The sequence below is a fragment of the Rhodococcus sp. 06-221-2 genome, from assembly GCF_002258365.1.
In the GTDB taxonomy this organism is placed as follows: Bacteria; Actinomycetota; Actinomycetes; order Mycobacteriales; family Mycobacteriaceae; genus Rhodococcoides; species Rhodococcoides fascians.
Genome location: NZ_NOYJ01000030.1, coordinates 404,033 through 420,649, shown reverse-complemented (window position 1 = coordinate 420,649; position 16,617 = coordinate 404,033). Strand labels below are relative to the sequence as shown.

Here is a 16,617-nt window from a genome sequence, read left to right as displayed (position 1 = left end):
ATCGGCCCGTCTGTGCGGCGAAGGTGGTTCTGGCGGATCAGTACGCATCGCGGAGCAGTGCCACTGGGTCTTCACACATTCTGCGTAGCGCTGCATCCATGACGGCCACATCGACCATCTTGCTGCAGAACGAGGCCGTATAGGTTCGGCCACCGGCGATTTCGGCGATGAGCATCGTGCAGCCGTCCGGACCGTCCGGTTCGAGCGACGCGGCCATCTGCGGGGGCCTGCCGTCGTCGGCCCAGTCGAGGTGGTCGAACACCCGCACTTTCCCGAGGTCGCTCACGGCCAACCGCAAGGTCTCGGGTACCTCGACGACCGAATTCTTGTCCTGCGACGGTGCAGACGGCCGAATGCGTGACGCCACATCGCGGAGATGCGACATGCCCAGTACCGCGATGGGCCAGCCGGATTCGATCACCTCGCGCATCGATGCGGTGATTCGGACGGGCGTCGTGTCGGCAGGAAGATGCAGGGGGATACCGACGGCAAAATTCCCGTGCGCGCCCTGCTGGGCCGGATCGAGATAGCGGCGGCTGTTGAACAACACCATGATGTGATCGTCGACGTCGACGGATTCTGCTCGTAGCGCCGCGCTCCACAGGGCAATCGAGATCGACGCAGCGGTCGCTCCGGGCAGGTTCTCCGCAGTCCAGTTCTTCAGCTCGTCCACGTGGGCTTTGCTCATGTACCCGGCCCGGCTGACCTTTCCGGCTTCCCAGTTCTCGATCCGACGACGGGGACCGGACCCGCCGTCCGCTGCGCGCCGGTGTCGAGCACGCAGGGACCAGAAGTCCGCCAGCGTCTTCGGATGCCGAGAGTAGTGTCGCCACAGAGCTTTCCAGGTCGTGCTCGGTGGCAAGCCTGCGGCGAGGCCGGGAACCAGTGATCCGTCGGCATCGTCGCAGAATGCCGCCAACATCAGGACGCCGATCTGGCCGTCCCCGATTCCGTGCGAATAGTCGATGGCGAGGTGATCGTCGAACACGACCACCTCGAGTGGACCGCGAGCACCTTGTCGCGACCGAATGTCGGTGAGCATCTGCCCCAGGTCTTCGGTGCCGCCACTGCTCGTGGTGACATTGTCGCCGGCGATGTTGCTGCGGTAGCGCCACCGTCGAGCATCGGAGCGTGGTTCCAGCGCGATGTGCGGCTCCGCGTCGACGTGTTCGGCGGCGGTGAGCGTTCGACGCGTCCGCTCGATGTCGAGACCGCGGACGGGCCCGACCGCGGTGACTATCCGGGTGTCGGCAAAGACGCGATCCAGTGCAGTCGAGCGATAACTACGCTCAGCGGACGGCATCGACGACCTCCTGCATTCGACTGCGGAAGTTGGCCCGTGAGAAGCCTTCCGCCCATCTACGAATGGCGGCGCGATCGTAGTCGGCCGGGTCGAACGAGCGCATGGCCTCGGCGAACCCGGCGATGACGGCCTCGTCGGAGCCCGGCTGTACATGCAAGCCGGTCTCACCGGGAATCACCGAGTCCACGGCCCCGCCGTCTCCCAGTGCGATGACCGGTGTTCCGGTGGCCATGGACTCGACCGGGACTATGCCGAAATCCTCCACTCCGGGCATCAGCAGGGCGCGCGTCGTGCGGTGCAGTTCGAGAAGCTTCTCGTGCGAAACCCGCCCCAGGAAGGTCGTTTTGGGTCCGGCCAGTTCCCGGCAGGCGTTCATTGCACGGCCGTCTCCCGCCACCACGAGGGGAACGTCGGCCTCGGCGGCGGCGCGCACCGCGATGTCCGGACGCTTGTAGGGGACCAGGCGGCCGGCAAGCAGGAAGAAGTTCTCACGCTCGATCGACGGATCCGGCGCGAAACCCTCGGTGTCGACCGGAGGATGGACCACCACGGCGTCGTCTCGGCCCCACCAGTCTTCGATGCGCCGAGCGACCGCTGTCGAATTGGCCACCACGGTCGTCAGTTTCGGTGCGGCGGCGATCTCGCATCGACGGGCAACGGCCGACAGTGCCGTCAGTATCGCTGCTCCGGCTCTGCCGCCGCCTTCACCTGCGCGAAGTTCGGGATCCCAGGCCCATCGTGCGGGACTGTGCACGTAGGCGATCACGGGGGAGTCGGTGGCGAACACGGCCTGAGTCGCAAAGGCATGATGGCTCACCACGACGGCGTCGTAACCGCGCAGTGGCATCCGACGAAAGGCCAACGGCATCATCGGAAGAACGGGTGCGTACGACCGTTGGCCCAATGCGTTGTACACCCGATTGAGGGCGGACGTGTGTGGCGCGCGGCTGATTCCGGACGGAACCCCGGACGGGCGGGAGATCGGTGCGAACACTTCGGCAGCGGGCCAGTGCAAGGCCAGCTGTTCGATGACGTGCTCGGATCCTGCGATCTCCGTGAATCTTTCGTGTACGACGGCAATTCTGTCAGCTGGCATGGCGTTGGCCTTCCGGCGCGATCGTCTGCGCGGTCTGTTCTGCTCGTCGGGTCGAGTTCTTGTTCTGCAATACCAGGTGTACGGGAATGTCGAAGTCGTCGAGCCGTCGCAGCGCCGCAGTTGCTGCCTTCTTGTCCCGTCCACGCTTCGACACCAGCACGACGACGGTCTCGACATCACCCACGTCGGTGTACTGCCACCACTGCTCCGACAGGCCGAATTCGGCGGTGGCCCGATGGTGGCCGGTGGTCGGTCCGTCGCCGTGCGTCGACTCGAAGACTGCACCGTCGCCGACCAGGACGAGAATCACGCTGTCGCCCTTCGGAGCTGCGTGTCGCGCACTTCTCGATGCCGGTCGGTCGCCACGCTCGAGAGCAGCGATCCGGGAAGCCACGACGGGCGGTACCGTGTCGCCGGTTGCCGGGTCGAAGTGTGCACCGTATTTTCGGGACACCCGACGAGCCCAGGAGCGAGAGGGCTTGCGGCCGAGTCTTCCTCGAAGCAACACGATCAGTTCGGCCGCGACGATGAGTGCAGCCAGAGCTGCGACAAGTGCCTCCGAGACCGGTTTCGGTGAGACCGGAGTTGTGCTCTGCTCTGGTTTCGACAACACGACCAGTCGATCTCCGCTGGCAGCTGCTTCGAGTTCGCTCTGCTGGGTGCGTAGTTGGGCCAGTTCGGACAGTGCCGCAGGTCGACTCGGATCGTCGGCAGGCAGGGCGTCCACCCGAGCCTGTTGCGCGTCGACGGTGGACTGTCCCTCGGCCGTTCGTTCCTGCGAGTCGCGGATCGCGTTGGCGGAGGACGTACTTGCCATCGTCGACACCATCGCCTCGGCCAGTTCCGCGGCGAGTTCGGGAGATCGGGTCGTCACGGTCACTGTGAGCAGCGCGGGTGAGGTGCCAGGAGACAGTTCGACGCTCGAGGCCAGTTGCGACGCGTCCATATCGGCGTCGACCTGTTCCAGGACCTGATCGAGAACGCTGCGATCGGTGGCCAATTCGATGAACGGTGCGCGCATCTGCTCGATGAACGCGTCACCGGGAACGAGCGTTTGGGCAGGTTCGATCTCCGCGACGATCGACGCGGCGTACTGCTTGTCGGTGAGTTCGCTCCTGAGGTAGAACATGCCTGCGCCGACCAACACTGCAATGATCACGGCGGGCAGCAATGCCCGGCCTAGCTCACGCATGTGTCCTGCGAGGTCGATCGGTGGGGGCACGTCGCCCCGGTGTACGGCATCGTGGACGGACATCAACCGCGTACCCTTCCGTCGTCGATGCGAGCGGATGGACCGCTTCGGTGGTTCGTGGAGCCGACAGACTCGATGATAGCTGGGTGTGGACACAGTCCGCGTAGCCGTGCCGACTGCGAATGAAACTGCATCTCAACAACATTGGAATAGCGGGGGTGGTGGTCGGAAAAGATTGCGAAACCGAACTTCGACTCCGGATGCTGCCGCCGGAATCGGGAGATTCGTCTGTTGTGTGTCCGCTTCTCACTGCACGTGCGCACGGTGTCGTCCTTTCTCGGCTGATCCCGGCATCGGTGACTCGACGACTCCGATGGCAACGAACGCTGCGAGCGAGGTCGCGACCAGTAATGCCGCGCCGACGGACACGAGCAGCCACAGGCCGGGGTAGTGCTGTACCAGGAACCAGCCGCCGACGGTGGCGGCCGCGGTGATCACGACGACAACTGAAAGGGACTGCACCGGAAGTAGTCTGGAGATGGGCATGCTTCGCGCTATCACGATCCACAGCAGGACGAGGGTGGTTCCGATCGTCGCGACCGTGGAGATGGCAGCGCCGTCGTACGACATCCGTGGGATCAGCACGAGGTTCAACCCGATGTTCAGGGCCAGGCCGACCAACGCAACTACGGGGTAGTGGCGCTGCATCCCGGCCGAGGCCAGCAGGAAGATTCCCAGCATCACCAACGACATCAGTGCCGCGCCGATGACGAGCAGCCGGGCCGCGTGCGCTCCGTCCACGAATCTGTCGCCGTACAGCAGGGCGATCAACGGCTCGGCCGACGGTACGAATGCCGCCACGGCCATTGCACCGAAGACTGCGAACAGCAGTGCGGCCGAACGGGTGCGCGCTCGAAATGCAGTGGTGTCGTGGGGCCACGACGCCACGAGCAGGGTGCTGATCGGTGCCACTGCCGCCAACACGAAGGTGTCGATCATGTCGGAGAATTTGTAGCCGATCGAGTACAGACCGACGGCCTCGAACGTGTCGAGGAGGCTGAGCATCAACATGTCGATCTTGAGCATGGCAATGGTGAGGGCGAAGCCGATGGCAAGGGGAACGGCCTCCCGCAGGTACGGGCCCCAGCGGCGCACCTCGATGTGCCTCGACGGTCGCAACCCCATGGAACGGTTGCCTATGCCGAACCCCTTGGTGATCAGTTTGAACACTTCGTTGACCACAGCCGGCAGTACGAAGATCAACAGGGTGGGGGCAAGCACGGCCGCCAACACGGTCAAGGCCAACTGGATTGCCTGACCGGCACTTTCGGCGACGGCCACCAGAATCAGCCGGTGACGACTCTGGAAGAGGACGCTCAGAGCGTGACCCGGTGTGGCGAACACGACCACCAGTCCACCCAGGACCGTCGCGAGGACCACCTCGCTCGGATACTGCAGCAGGAGAACGTATGCAACGGCCAGCACGTAACCCAACAGTCCGAGGGCAGTACGCAGGGCCAGAAACGACGACGCGGTTCGTCCGATTTCCTCGGGATCGTCGTCCATCAATTTCGCCAGCACGACGCGTCCGACTCCCAGGTCGGTCACGACGGACATGAGGCCCAGCAGTGCGAAGACGAAACTGAACTGGCCCCAGTCGTCCGCTCCGAGGGACCTCGCGACCACGACACTGCCGACCCAGCCCAGTGCTGCGATGATCACTCTGCTGATCAGAACGGCAATCGTCGCCTTGGCTGCGGCCTTGGGATCCGCTGCGATCGCGCGGTAGTCCGGGGGCTGTTCGGTGCCGTCGAGCGCGAGCTCGTCCGACATCAGACCACGCCCGCGGCTCGATACGCGTCGGCAGTGAGCTCAGCCGTTCGACGCCAACTGATCTCGCGGGAGGCGTCGGCTGCTGCGCCGACAAGGGCTGCGCGTGCGTCCGCGTCGAAAGCGATGGGTTTCATCGCGTGCACCCAGTCGTCCACGTTCTCCGATCCGACGAGTACGGCACCGTCACCGACGACGTCGGGGAGGGCTCCGACTGCACTGGCGACGACCGCGCCGCCCGAGGCCATGGCCTCGACGGGCGGGAGCCCGTAGCCCTCGTAGCGAGAGGCATACGCGGTGACGGTCGCCGCAGCATAGAGGGCAGGCAGGTCTTCGACATCGACGTACCCGAGCCCGCGGGAATTGCGGGGAGCGTGGGGACCGGTCGAGCCGGCCCCGGCCAGCAGGCACGGGATACCCAGACGCTCCGCTGCGTCGGCCACCAGCTGAACGTTCTTGCGAGGCTCCACCGTTCCGACCTGCATCACGAAACGGTCCGGCAGGTCGTATTTGGACCGAACAGCGTCCACGCGGCTGTCGGTGGGGACTTCGGCCCACGCTGCGGGTGCCAGGCCGACGACGGTGGCGTCTCGGCCGCTGACGGCCTTGATGCGGTCGGCGGTGAACTGCGAGACCGCGATGAGCAGATCGGCACGGCGCAGAGCTCGCCGCACCAGTCTCTGCTCACCGAGCGCGCGGAATCTACTGGAGGCCGACGGCATGTCGATGACCGAGAGATCGTGCACCGTGGCGACTGTGAAGGCCTTGGTGAGAAACGGAAGGTCGACGTCCAGGCCGTGTACGACATCGCACCGGCCGATGGGGAGTGCTCCGAGCACCGCCCGAGCCGCACCGCTGGTGACAGGCCGTTCCATCGCCCGAACCGAGGGCGGGAGCTCGCCGACGGCGTCGCGCTGCACCACCGCGGCGAGATCCGCGTCGGGTAGACGATCCGGTAGCTCGTTCAGGAGCTCGCGAATGTAGGTCTGTACTCCACTTCCGCCCGGCCTGAGGGCGAGCGCCCCGAAGACGATTCGTGTTGCGCTGCTGCGCATCCCACCACTCCTAACAAGAGCCAGAAATAAACATCGATCGGAAAGATCTCGAAATATGTGGACACGAGGCTGGCGAACATGGCGGCCACGATCGAAGCTCCGACGCCGAGGGCCAGCGCACCGTCGTTGCCCGGTAGTGCCCGGGACAGGCGTGTGCACCACAGCAACGACGTCACCAACAGCGCCACCACCGCCCAGAGGCCGATCGGCCCGAGCTCGAGCAGGGCCTTCACGTAGTAGTTGTCGGGTTGGTAATTCGTCGAGAGCCCCGATCGCGTGAACGCGGCACCCTCGGCGGTGGAAATGCGGTCTGCTGCAGACCCACTCGATCCCAGACCCGTGCCGAACGGATGAATCAGGATGCTGGCGATGATGTTGGCCCAACCGTCACCGCGTTGACCCAGACTGCTGGACGAGAAGAAGACCGACGTGATCTTGGGTACGAAGGGGACCGTGACGGCGACGGCCAGTGCTGCCAGAGCAAACGGCGCGGCAAGGTATCGAAAACGCACGGCGATCAAGTAGATGACCCCGACCGCGAGTCCGAGAATCGCTCCACGCACGATCGAACTGGACATCGCGACCACCATCATCGGAGACGCGCACAGAAACAACAGGTTTCGCCGACGGCGCGGATCGGCCAAAGCGACCGCACCACCGACGAGCAGCGCCAACATCACGTACAGCCCGAATGGGAACGGCAGGTTGAACGTGCTGAACGTGCGCAGTAGCCCGCCCGATGTTCGGACCTGCGTGCCGTATTCGTAACCCAGCGATACCAGTGCGGCGGGCCCGGCCACCAGTTGAGCGATGCCAACGACAGACGTGAACACACCCATGCCCATCAGAACCGAGACGAGGTGGTCACGGTCCCTGGCGTCGAACGGCGCGAGCCACATGACCACAACCAGCAGAACGTAGAAGAAGGTGACCTTGATACCGAACAGACCGACTATTCCGAACGTGGCGAATGCAGACACGCTGCCGAACACGACGAACACCGCAGCGGCCGGCCACCACGGCACGAACACCCGAGCAGGCGAGCCGGGAACTTGTCGTGGTCGGCGTAGCCACGCACACAGAACGGTGAAGACGACAAGGCCTTCCTTCCAGCCCGACACGACCCCGGGAAGGGGAACGAGAACCAGAAGTCCGTGCAGTGGAACCAATCCCGCCAACAGCAACACTCCACGTTGTGGGCGGCGGTAGATCGCCGATGCCACCGCGCAGCCGAGCGCGAGGACCAGCGCTGCGCCGAAAGCAAGCGCAACGTACGTGATCACGGGGTCACCCGAACGTGGCGGTGTTCGGCGTAGACCACGATCAGTCCTCGGCGCGTTTCAGAACGGCGAGCACGGTGAGAAACAGGATCTTGACATCGAGCCAGATGGACCAGTTCTCGATGTAGTAGTTGTCCCACTCCGCGCGGTCGGCAATGGACGTCTGGCCCCGAAGGCCGTGCACCTGAGCCCATCCCGTCACACCGGCCTTGACCCGGTGCCGTTCACCGTACCGACGGATCTGCATCTCGAACAGGTCCACGTACTCGGGCCGCTCCGGCCGGGGGCCGACCAAGCTCATGTCGCCACGAAGGACATTGAGCAGCTGTGGCAGCTCGTCCAACGAGGTCTGTCGCATGATTTTGCCGATACGCGTTCTCCGGTCGACACCCTCGACGCCACCTGGTGCGTCCCCGGCCTTCCGCTCGAACGCCGCGTCGGATGCCCGTGGAGGCCGCATGGACCGAAACTTCAGGCAGTCGAACGGCAGCCCATCGCGGCCGATTCGTTCCTGCGCGAAAAAGATCGGGCCGGGGGAGCTCAGGCGCACGAGCAGCATCAGCGTCAGGAAGACGGGGGAGAGCAGCAGGAGTCCGATTGCCGTCAGAACTCGATCGAGTACACCCTTCAGGGCGAACTGCCAACCCTTGGGGTTCACGTGCGGCAGCACCATCAGCGGCAGGCCGCCGATGTGCTCGACACGAGTGTTGACGCCGACGGCGTCGTACAGCCTGGGTACCACCCACACTCGCATTCCGAGCCGGTGCGCAGTCCTGATCGCGCCGACCAACACTCGGTCTTCGGTCGGAGCGAATGCCACTATCAGCTCCTCCGCACCGGTCCTGCGCGCAACTGCCTCCAAATCGCTGGGCAGTCCCAGGTGCGGCAGATCGGGCAGCTCGCCTCCCGATGAGACGTCGGCGACGGGGATTTCTCCTACGTAACCGACCGGAACAAGACCGTACTCAGGAAATTGTCTTGTGCGAGAGACGAGTTGATGCGCGATCGGGTCGTTGCCGAGCACGATGGTCGGTGCTGCCGATCCGAATTTGGTGCGAATCACGCGCTGGACGACGATGCGTACGAGCCGGACGATCGCAATCGTGAATGCGCTGAGCAGCCACAGTCGCAACACGACCGCGCTGGGCCGGTACTCGGTGTCGGCCAGGAACATCACGACCATCAACGCGAGCGCAGCGAATGCAACAGCCGTTTCGGCAGGCCCGATCTCGTCGAGAAAGTTGCGACGAAGGCTGCGCCTGTACATCGACTTGCCCGCCATGATTCCGATGAGCAGCGGGAGGAAGAGCCATGGCAGCCAGCCGGTGTCGACGAGACTGCCCGAATACCACAGCAGCGCTCCGGTAACTGCGACCGCGGCACCGAACACGTCGACCGCAACATTGACGGCGGTGTTCAGCGGATCGACCCGTAGTCGGTCCGCGAGTGTGCGACGGGCTACGACGACGTCGGGCTCGGCAGCCCGCGGGCGAGTGTGGGGTGATTCCAGTGTTTCGGGCACGGCTTCTTCCGGTGGTTAGTTTCGAATGAGGTCGGTCCTGAATATCCCAATTAATGTATACCGCCACGAAAGTGGACACCCGGTCGACTTCACGAAAAAAACTCGAAGTCGGTTGTAGGTCGAAAATGCTAATACTTGTCGGGGAAAGCGCCCCTTATTCGAAAACTCGCTCGCGAATAATCCAGGCCAAGTCCTGCAGTATCTGAACGTGGCCGGTGGTCCACTGCCGCGGCTGTCGATCCCACACGCACAGGGTTCCGACGGAATGGCCGTCATCGTCGGTGAGCGGAACTCCGAGGTAGGAAACAAACAGGTTGCTCTGGACCGACGGATGATCCTTGAGGGCGTCGTTGAGTCTCGCGTCTTCCACCACCAGCGGCTGGCCTAGATCGATCGCATAACGGCAGATGGACGCTTCGAGAGGAACCTCTTGCGCGCCACCGAGTTCCGACGGCAGTCCGAGTGCACTCTTGAAGTACTGACGCTTGTCGTCGAGAAGCGAGAATGCGGCAGACGGAGCGCTCAATGCATCGGCGACCATCGCGACGATCCGGTCGTAGCCGGAGTCGGATCCGGTGTCCATCAACCCTGTCCGAGTCACTGCTGCCAGCCTCTCGGGGTCGTCGATCGGCGTACCGAATGCCCGCGTCACCTCGGCCGGTTCGACGCCCTTCTCCGAAGCGGCCTGCAAAGCCCGGAGCAGAGCACCGACCTCGGAATCCTGATCGTCGGACAGTTCACGAACGAGTCGATCGACCACGGCCCGCCGAATGAATTCATCGGTCCCGAGGCCGGATTTCTCCGCCTGCCGGGCGAGTAACTCGTTGAGACGCTCGTCGAAACCGGGAAATCCTGTTGTCATTGGGCATATGGTAGTACAGGCAATGTCGTCCTACCGATGACTGCGGGGTCGAATTCTGCGTCAATCCGAATCGTTGCCGTAATTGCCACAAAGCGTATGACAATCCGTTTCGGCGAAGATCGCCTACCGGTGTTGCTATCATCCCGCAGATGAAAGCAAATGCTCCTCTGCGGGTGATGGCCGTTCTTGCGGCTCTGGTGTTGCCGTTCGCTGCGACGCCGGCAGTGGGTGCATCTCCCGTCGTGCGGGCTCAGGCCGGTCCGGTGAACTGTGGCGGGCAGTCCGACGCCATCCGGATCGGAGTCTCGCCGGGCGCGTCGATAGGTAGCCTCTCCCCAGCAGATCTGGATCGCGAACTGACGCTTGCCAAAGCCGCGGGAGCCTTCGCGGTTCGTCTCGACATCGATTGGTCCGCAATCGAATCGACACGGGGCGCTTTCGATTGGAGTCGAACGGACCGAGTGATCGATGCCGTCGTGGCCCACGGGATGTGCCCGCACGGGATCATCGCCTACACCCCCAGATGGGCGCGAGTAGCTGCCGCGGTCAACGATTCTCACTCCCGTCCTGCAAACCCGTCCACTTACGCGGCTTTCGCCAAGACGGTGGTTCAGCGGTACCAGAACCGCATCAAGATCTGGGAAGTATGGAACGAGCCGAACATCGTGACGTTCTTCAAGCCCGTTCCCGACGTCACGGCGTACTCGGCGCTGCTTCGAGCGGCCTACACGGCGATCAAACAGGTGCAGCCCGGTTCGACCGTGCTCGTCGGTGGGATGGCACCGTCCGAGGACACGAACGGCAACATCGCGGGCACGTCGTTCCTGTCGAAGATGTACGCGCAAGGATCCAACAAGTACTTCGACGCCTTCAACGTGCATCCCTACACGTGGCCGTACCTACCCAACGACCCCAGCACAGCGTCATGGAACACCGCCATGAAGATGTGGTCGATGCGAGACACCATGGTTGCCGGCGGTGACAGTGGCAAACAGATCTGGATCACCGAATTCGGCGCACCGACCGGGACCAACCCCAACAGCGTCAGCGAGCAGGTGCAATCGGACAGCATCGGGATCGTTCTCGACGCCGTCCTCGGCAACGATTGGCTCGGACCGGCTTACGTCTACAGTCTCCGAGACGCCGGGTCCGACACCGCCGACACCGAACAGAACTTCGGCTTGGTTCGTAGAGACTGGACCCCCAAGATCGCCTACGGTCGCGTCGATGCCTACGCCGCGGAGCATTCGGCACCGTAGATCGACCGATTCCGCTGCCGGTGTTCGTGGGCTATGGTTCGCCCATGAATTCGCAGCCGGGGGGCGCGGTCCCTGATCGTAAGGACATCACGTTCGACTCGAACGGCGTCGACTGTGCGGCGTGGCTGTACCTGCCCGACAGCACCGAGCCGGCCCCGGTGATCGTCATGGCGCACGGTCTCGGCGGAACCCGGGGAATGCGACTCGACGCCTACGCAGAACGATTTCGCGCCGAGGGCTACGCGTGCCTGGTGTTCGACTATCGGTACTTCGGAGACAGTGGCGGGCGACCGCGACAATTGCTCGATATCGAGTCCCAGTTGCAGGACTGGGCCGCAGCGATCGCGTGCGCCCGGGGTCGGCAGGACGTGGACGGTTCGCGAATCGTGTTGTGGGGCTCGTCGTTCGGCGGTGGCCACGTCATCGTCGCGGCAGCACGGGATCAGCGTGTCGCCGCGGTGGTCGCGCAGTGTCCGTTCACCGACGGCATCGCCTCCGGGCTCGCTTCGAACACATGGACCTCGGTCAAACTGTCCGTGCGGGCCGTGCGCGATCTGCTGGGATCGGTGATCGGGCGGCCGCCGGTGATGGTGGCGACCGCCGGACGACCGGGGACTACCGCATTGATGACGTCACCCGACAGTTACGACGGGTACCTCGCGCTCGCTCCGGACTCCGACGAGTCGTTCCACAATCGGGTTGCCGCCCGCTTCGCGCTGCAGATCGTGCGCCATCGGCCCGGACGTCGAGCGAAGGACGTCGGCTGCCCGATACTCTTCGTCGTCTGCAACACCGATTCGGTGGCACCGGCGAAGGCCACCCTGCGATACGCCCGGACAGCCCCGCTCGGGGAGATAAAAACCTACGACGCAGGCCATTTCGACATCTATCTCGGTGCTGACTTCGAGCAGGTGGTCGCAGACCAAATCGCCTTCCTCCTGCGCACTGTCCCGCCGCTGGTGGCTGCGGATCAGTAGACGTCGCGCACGTACCGCTTCTCCGCAGCGAGAGCCTTGACGTACGCCTCGGCACTGCTCGGGGCCAGTTTCCCGTGCTGTGCGACTACGCCTTTCAGGGCCGCATCCACGTCTTTGGCCATTCTCGACGCGTCGCCACAGACATAGAAGTGGGCACCTCGGTGAATCCAGTTCCAGAGCTCGCTGCCGTGTTCGCGCATGCGATCCTGCACGTAGACCTTGTCCTTCTGATCCCGGGAAAAGGCAACGTCGAGGCGGTCGAGCGACCCGTCGCTCAGCATCGCGGTGAGTTCGTCGCGGTAGTAGAAGTCGGTGTCCGCGTGCTGTTCGCCGAAGAAGAGCCAGTTCGGGCCGGTGTGCCCGAGCGCGCGCCGCTCGTGCAGGAACGCCCGGAACGGTGCAATGCCGGTGCCGGGACCGACCATGATCATCGGCGTGGCGGGATCCTCGGGCGGTTTGAAATGGGTCGATTTCTGTACGAATATCCCGATGTCATGATTGGCGGCATGGTCGGCCAGATACGTCGAGCACACCCCGCGTCGAGCGACACCGTGCACGTTGTATCGCACAGCCGAGACGGTCACCTGCACCTCCTCGGGATTCTCCTTCGGGCTCGAGGAGATGGAATACAGACGCGGCTGCAACGGCTTGAGAACGCCGAGCCAATCGTCCACCGACGCGCGAACCGGATGTGCGGCAAGTACATCGATCGATTGCCGTCCCCACATCCAGTCGGTGAGCGTGTGTCTGTTGTCCGGATGCAACATGGCCTCGAGGTCGTCGTCCGCGGTACGCCGGTGCACGAACTTCAACAGATCCGGTGTGGCACGGGCGATCTCGAGGTGCCGACCCAACGCCGTACGGAGCGGCATTTCACCGTGCTCGGCCAAGTCGACGACGGCGTCACCGTCGAGTCCGGTGGCACCGAGCCACTCTTGCACGTACTGGTCACTGTTGCGAGGCCAGACCCCGAGTGCGTCACCCACCTCGTATTCGAGGGTGCCCGCAGGAAGGTGGAATCCGAGTTGACGGACATCCTTGAGCGATCCGCGTGCGGTGAGCACTCGATTCCGAACGAGAGTGGTCACGAGGGGCGACTTCTTGCTGTAGCGCGGTCCTACGTCAGCGGCCGCAGGCCGACGTGCGGGTGCCCCAGGCTCGGCCGGCGCGGTGGCGGGATCGGACGTTGGCGAGTCACCTGCCAGCAGCGCGCTCACCGAGTCGAGCCACTCGGCGGCCTCGTTCTCGTAGTCGGGCTCGAGGTCGACCCTGCCGAGTAGTCGCCGCGCACCGAGTTGCTCGAGGCGTTCGTCGATCTTGCGGCCGTGCCCGCAGAAGTCTGCGTAACTCGAGTCGCCGAACGCCAGCACGGCGTAACGGATTCCGTCCAGTGCGGGTACCGAATCGGTTGTCAGGCTCTCCCAGAAGGTTGCGCCGTTGTCGGGTGCTTCGCCGTCCCCGGTGGTACTGCTGACGATCAACACGTCGGCCTCGGCCGGTAGTCGGTCTGCGGTGAACGAGTCCATGGAGTGTTCGGTGACGGCAGACCCAGCAGCTCGCAGATGAGAAACACTGGACTGGGCGAACTCCTCGGCAGTTCCCGTCTGCGAGGCCCACAGCAGGAGCAGTGGTCTGCCCGCTGCCGACGAGGTGTCCGCGGCGGGTGCATCGGTGCCCGGCGAGGGAGTGCGCGAGAACAGGCCTGCGAGAACACCGTCGAGCCACGCGTGCGTCTCGGGAGTCAGCGGGGTCCGTTCGGGCAGCGTGGGGGTTCCCGGCGCAGAACGGGCGGCGTCGGTCCGAAGTCCCTCCAGCAGGCCTGCCATGTAACTTTGTTCGATGATGGTGAACGGTTCTGCGGGTCGGCTCGGGCGGCCGACCAACACGGCGAGAGCGTCGACCGGATCGTGCACGTCCTCGGACGTATCGGGCGAATCCGATTGAGCAGCAGATACTTTCGTCAGCGACACGGCGCAGGCCTTGAATTCGGGTTGCTGCGAGTAGGGATCGACGGCGTCATTGGTCACCGCGTTGATCGCCAGGGATTCGCCGAACTCGTCGCTCCAGTGGAACGGCGCGAAGCAGCCTCCGGGTAACACTCGGTCGGTAACGACAACGGGCAGTGCTGCACGGCCTCGACGCGACGACAGTTCGACGGTATCGCCGTCGGACAGATCGAGCCGGCCCGCATCGGTCGGGTGTATTTCCACGAACGGGCCGGGGTTCAGTTTGTTCAGCTTCGCGACTTTGCCGGTCTTGGTCATGGTGTGCCACTGATGGGGGAGTCGCCCCGTGTTGAGCAGGAACGGATAGTCGTCGTCCGGCATTTCGGCCGGTGCCATGGCGGGTCGGGCGAGAAACTGCGCTCGACCGCTTGCGGTGGGGAACGACAGGGCAGGAATCGAGCCGTCCTCCGACACCCGCAGGGTTTGGCTGACTCCGTCGTTGAGGTACCGGATGGGGTGTCTGGTGGTAGTCGACTCGGGCGGGCACGGCCACTGAATCGAACCCTCGCGGAGCCCGTCGTAGGTGACGCCGCGAATGTCGTAACCGGTGGCGGGGTTCGAGAATCGCTTGATCTCCTCGAAGATCTCTTCGGCACTGGAGTACGTGAACGACTCGGAGTAGCCGAGGGCGCAGGCCATGTCGGCGATGATCTTCCAGTCGGGGAGTGCTCCGCCGGGTGCTTCGACAGCCGGCTGGAACAGCGTGAGGTTCCGCTCGGAGTTGACCATGACACCATGGGCCTCGGTCCACAGCGCAGCGGGCAGCATGACATCGGCGTATCGGTTGGTCTCGGTGTCGGCGAAGGCGTCTTGAGTGATCACCAGTTCGGCACGTTCGAGACCGTCGATCACGGTTGTTCGATTGGCGACGGACGCAACAGGATTGGTGCAGATTATCCAGCAAGCTTTGATGTCGCCCGCAGCCAACTTCGAGAACATCTCGATGGTTCCACCACCGACGTCGGTGCGCAGTGTTCCGGGCGGGATTTTCCAGGCCTGCTCGACGAACGCGCGGTCGGTGTCGTTGGTGACCGCCCGTTGGCCCGGCAGTCCGGGGCCCATGTATCCCATTTCCCGGCCACCCATCGCGTTCGGCTGACCGGTCAACGAGAAGGGGCCGCTGCCGGTCCGGCAGATAGCACCCGTTGCCAGGTGGAGATTGCACAGTGCGTTGGTGTTCCAGGTGCCGTGGGTGGACTGATTGAGTCCCATCGTCCAACAGCTCATCCAGTTCTCTGCAGTCCCGATCATCTCCGCTGCGGCACGCAGATCTTCCACGGCGAGACCGGTTGCAGCGCAGACCTTCTCGGGGGTGTAGTCGCGAAGAAACTCCGGCATCGCGTCCCAGCCGTCGGTGAACTGGGCGATGAAGTCAGGGTCTGTGTTTCCGCTGTCGACGATCAGAGCCAGCAGGCCGTTGAGCAGCGCCAGATCGGATCCCGGTTCGAGCATGAGGTGCAGGTGCGCCTTGTCGGCGGTGGCGGTGCGCCGCGGATCGACCACGATCAGTTTCGCACCGGCCTTGACCCGGTCCATCATTCGCAGAAACAGGATGGGGTGGCAGTCGGCCATGTTGGAGCCGATGACGAGGAACACGTCGGCGTTGTCGAAGTCTTCGTACGACCCCGGCGGACCGTCGGCTCCGAGTGACTGCTTGTAGCCGGTCCCCGCGCTGGCCATGCACAATCGTGAGTTGGATTCGATCTGATTGGTACCGATGAACCCTTTGGCCAGTTTGTTCGACAGGTACTGAGCCTCGATCGACATCTGCCCCGATACGTACAGCGCAACGGAATCGGGTCCGTGTTCGTCGAGGATCGTGCGGAGCCTGCGGGCAGTATCGGTGATGGCCACCGAGGTGTCCGTACTCTCCGGCCGGTCACCGCGCCGGTGGCGAATCCGAGCCTTGTCGAGGCGGCCCGGCGCGGCAAGCATGTCTGCGGTGGTGCTTCCCTTGGTGCACAGTCGGCCGAAGTTCGCCGGGTGGGTCTTGTCGCCGACCGACTTGGTGACCGTGGGCCCGATCGGCAGCGTCGACCGGGAGCTCGACTGGGACTTCGCCGCCGACGGCCCACCGACCTCGAGCACCATGCCGCATCCCACACCGCAGTATGCGCAGAGTGTCTTCACCGTGGTGACCATGGCTTCCACAGTGCCCGGTGCAGTGTGCACGGCCATTACACATCGGTTAGCCGGATATGACGTTGTCCTCACCGGGCGTCGAACGAGGCGGTG

The 16,617-nt window shown here is 64.1% G+C and carries 11 protein-coding genes; 2 read left to right on the top strand and 9 right to left on the bottom strand.

Annotated features, from left to right (window positions below; all coding sequences use genetic code 11):
* Nucleotides 1-37: 37 nt before the first annotated feature.
* The 8 genes from CH281_RS18140 to CH281_RS18105 all read right to left on the bottom strand — a co-directional run bounded on the left by CH281_RS18140 (nt 38) and on the right by CH281_RS18105 (nt 10,140).
* A complete protein-coding gene (locus CH281_RS18140; protein ID WP_052718653.1) occupies nt 38-1,303 on the bottom strand; it encodes a hypothetical protein in 1,266 nt (421 codons plus the stop codon).
* Nucleotides 1,290-2,399 carry a glycosyltransferase gene (locus CH281_RS18135; protein WP_094695024.1) on the bottom strand — a complete coding sequence of 370 codons (1,110 nt, stop codon included), beginning with the start codon at nt 2,397-2,399 and terminating at the stop codon, nt 1,290-1,292. Before CH281_RS18135 ends, CH281_RS18140 begins: the two co-directional genes overlap by 14 nt.
* The gene (locus tag CH281_RS18130; protein WP_205912819.1) at nt 2,389-3,654 is read right to left on the bottom strand and encodes a hypothetical protein; all 1,266 of its coding nucleotides are present in this window, start codon (nt 3,652-3,654) and stop codon (nt 2,389-2,391) included. Before CH281_RS18130 ends, CH281_RS18135 begins: the two co-directional genes overlap by 11 nt.
* Nucleotides 3,655-3,897: 243 nt before the next feature.
* Entirely contained in the window at nt 3,898-5,424 is a 1,527-nt protein-coding gene (locus CH281_RS18125; protein WP_094695022.1) for a flippase, read from the bottom strand.
* Nucleotides 5,424-6,476 (bottom strand): glycosyltransferase family 4 protein, encoded by a 1,053-nt coding sequence (locus CH281_RS18120; RefSeq protein ID WP_094621012.1) that lies wholly within the window; start codon nt 6,474-6,476, stop codon nt 5,424-5,426. The genes CH281_RS18125 and CH281_RS18120 overlap by 1 nt, the downstream gene beginning before the upstream one ends.
* A complete protein-coding gene (locus CH281_RS18115; protein ID WP_094695020.1) occupies nt 6,386-7,759 on the bottom strand; it encodes an O-antigen ligase family protein in 1,374 nt (457 codons plus the stop codon). The genes CH281_RS18120 and CH281_RS18115 overlap by 91 nt, the downstream gene beginning before the upstream one ends.
* Before the next feature lie 40 nt (nt 7,760-7,799).
* Nucleotides 7,800-9,278 carry a sugar transferase gene (locus tag CH281_RS18110; protein ID WP_230073923.1) on the bottom strand — a complete coding sequence of 493 codons (1,479 nt, stop codon included), beginning with the start codon at nt 9,276-9,278 and terminating at the stop codon, nt 7,800-7,802.
* Between the two features lie 154 nt (nt 9,279-9,432).
* A complete protein-coding gene (locus tag CH281_RS18105; RefSeq protein ID WP_027497622.1) occupies nt 9,433-10,140 on the bottom strand; it encodes a GAF domain-containing protein in 708 nt (235 codons plus the stop codon).
* Nucleotides 10,141-10,289: 149 nt separating this feature from the next.
* Here CH281_RS18105 and CH281_RS18100 point away from each other — a divergent pair, with 149 nt between their 5' ends.
* Nucleotides 10,290-11,399 carry a cellulase family glycosylhydrolase gene (locus tag CH281_RS18100; protein ID WP_037219422.1) on the top strand — a complete coding sequence of 370 codons (1,110 nt, stop codon included), beginning with the start codon at nt 10,290-10,292 and terminating at the stop codon, nt 11,397-11,399.
* 44 nt (nt 11,400-11,443) lie between these two features.
* A complete protein-coding gene (locus CH281_RS18095) occupies nt 11,444-12,376 on the top strand; it encodes an alpha/beta hydrolase (RefSeq protein ID WP_094695358.1) in 933 nt (310 codons plus the stop codon).
* Here CH281_RS18095 and CH281_RS18090 read toward each other — a convergent pair.
* Complete coding sequence (locus tag CH281_RS18090; RefSeq protein WP_094695018.1) at nt 12,370-16,560, bottom strand: bifunctional nitrate reductase/sulfite reductase flavoprotein subunit alpha; 4,191 nt, start codon at nt 16,558-16,560, stop codon at nt 12,370-12,372. The genes CH281_RS18095 and CH281_RS18090 overlap by 7 nt on opposite strands.
* Nucleotides 16,561-16,617 lie beyond the last annotated feature (57 nt).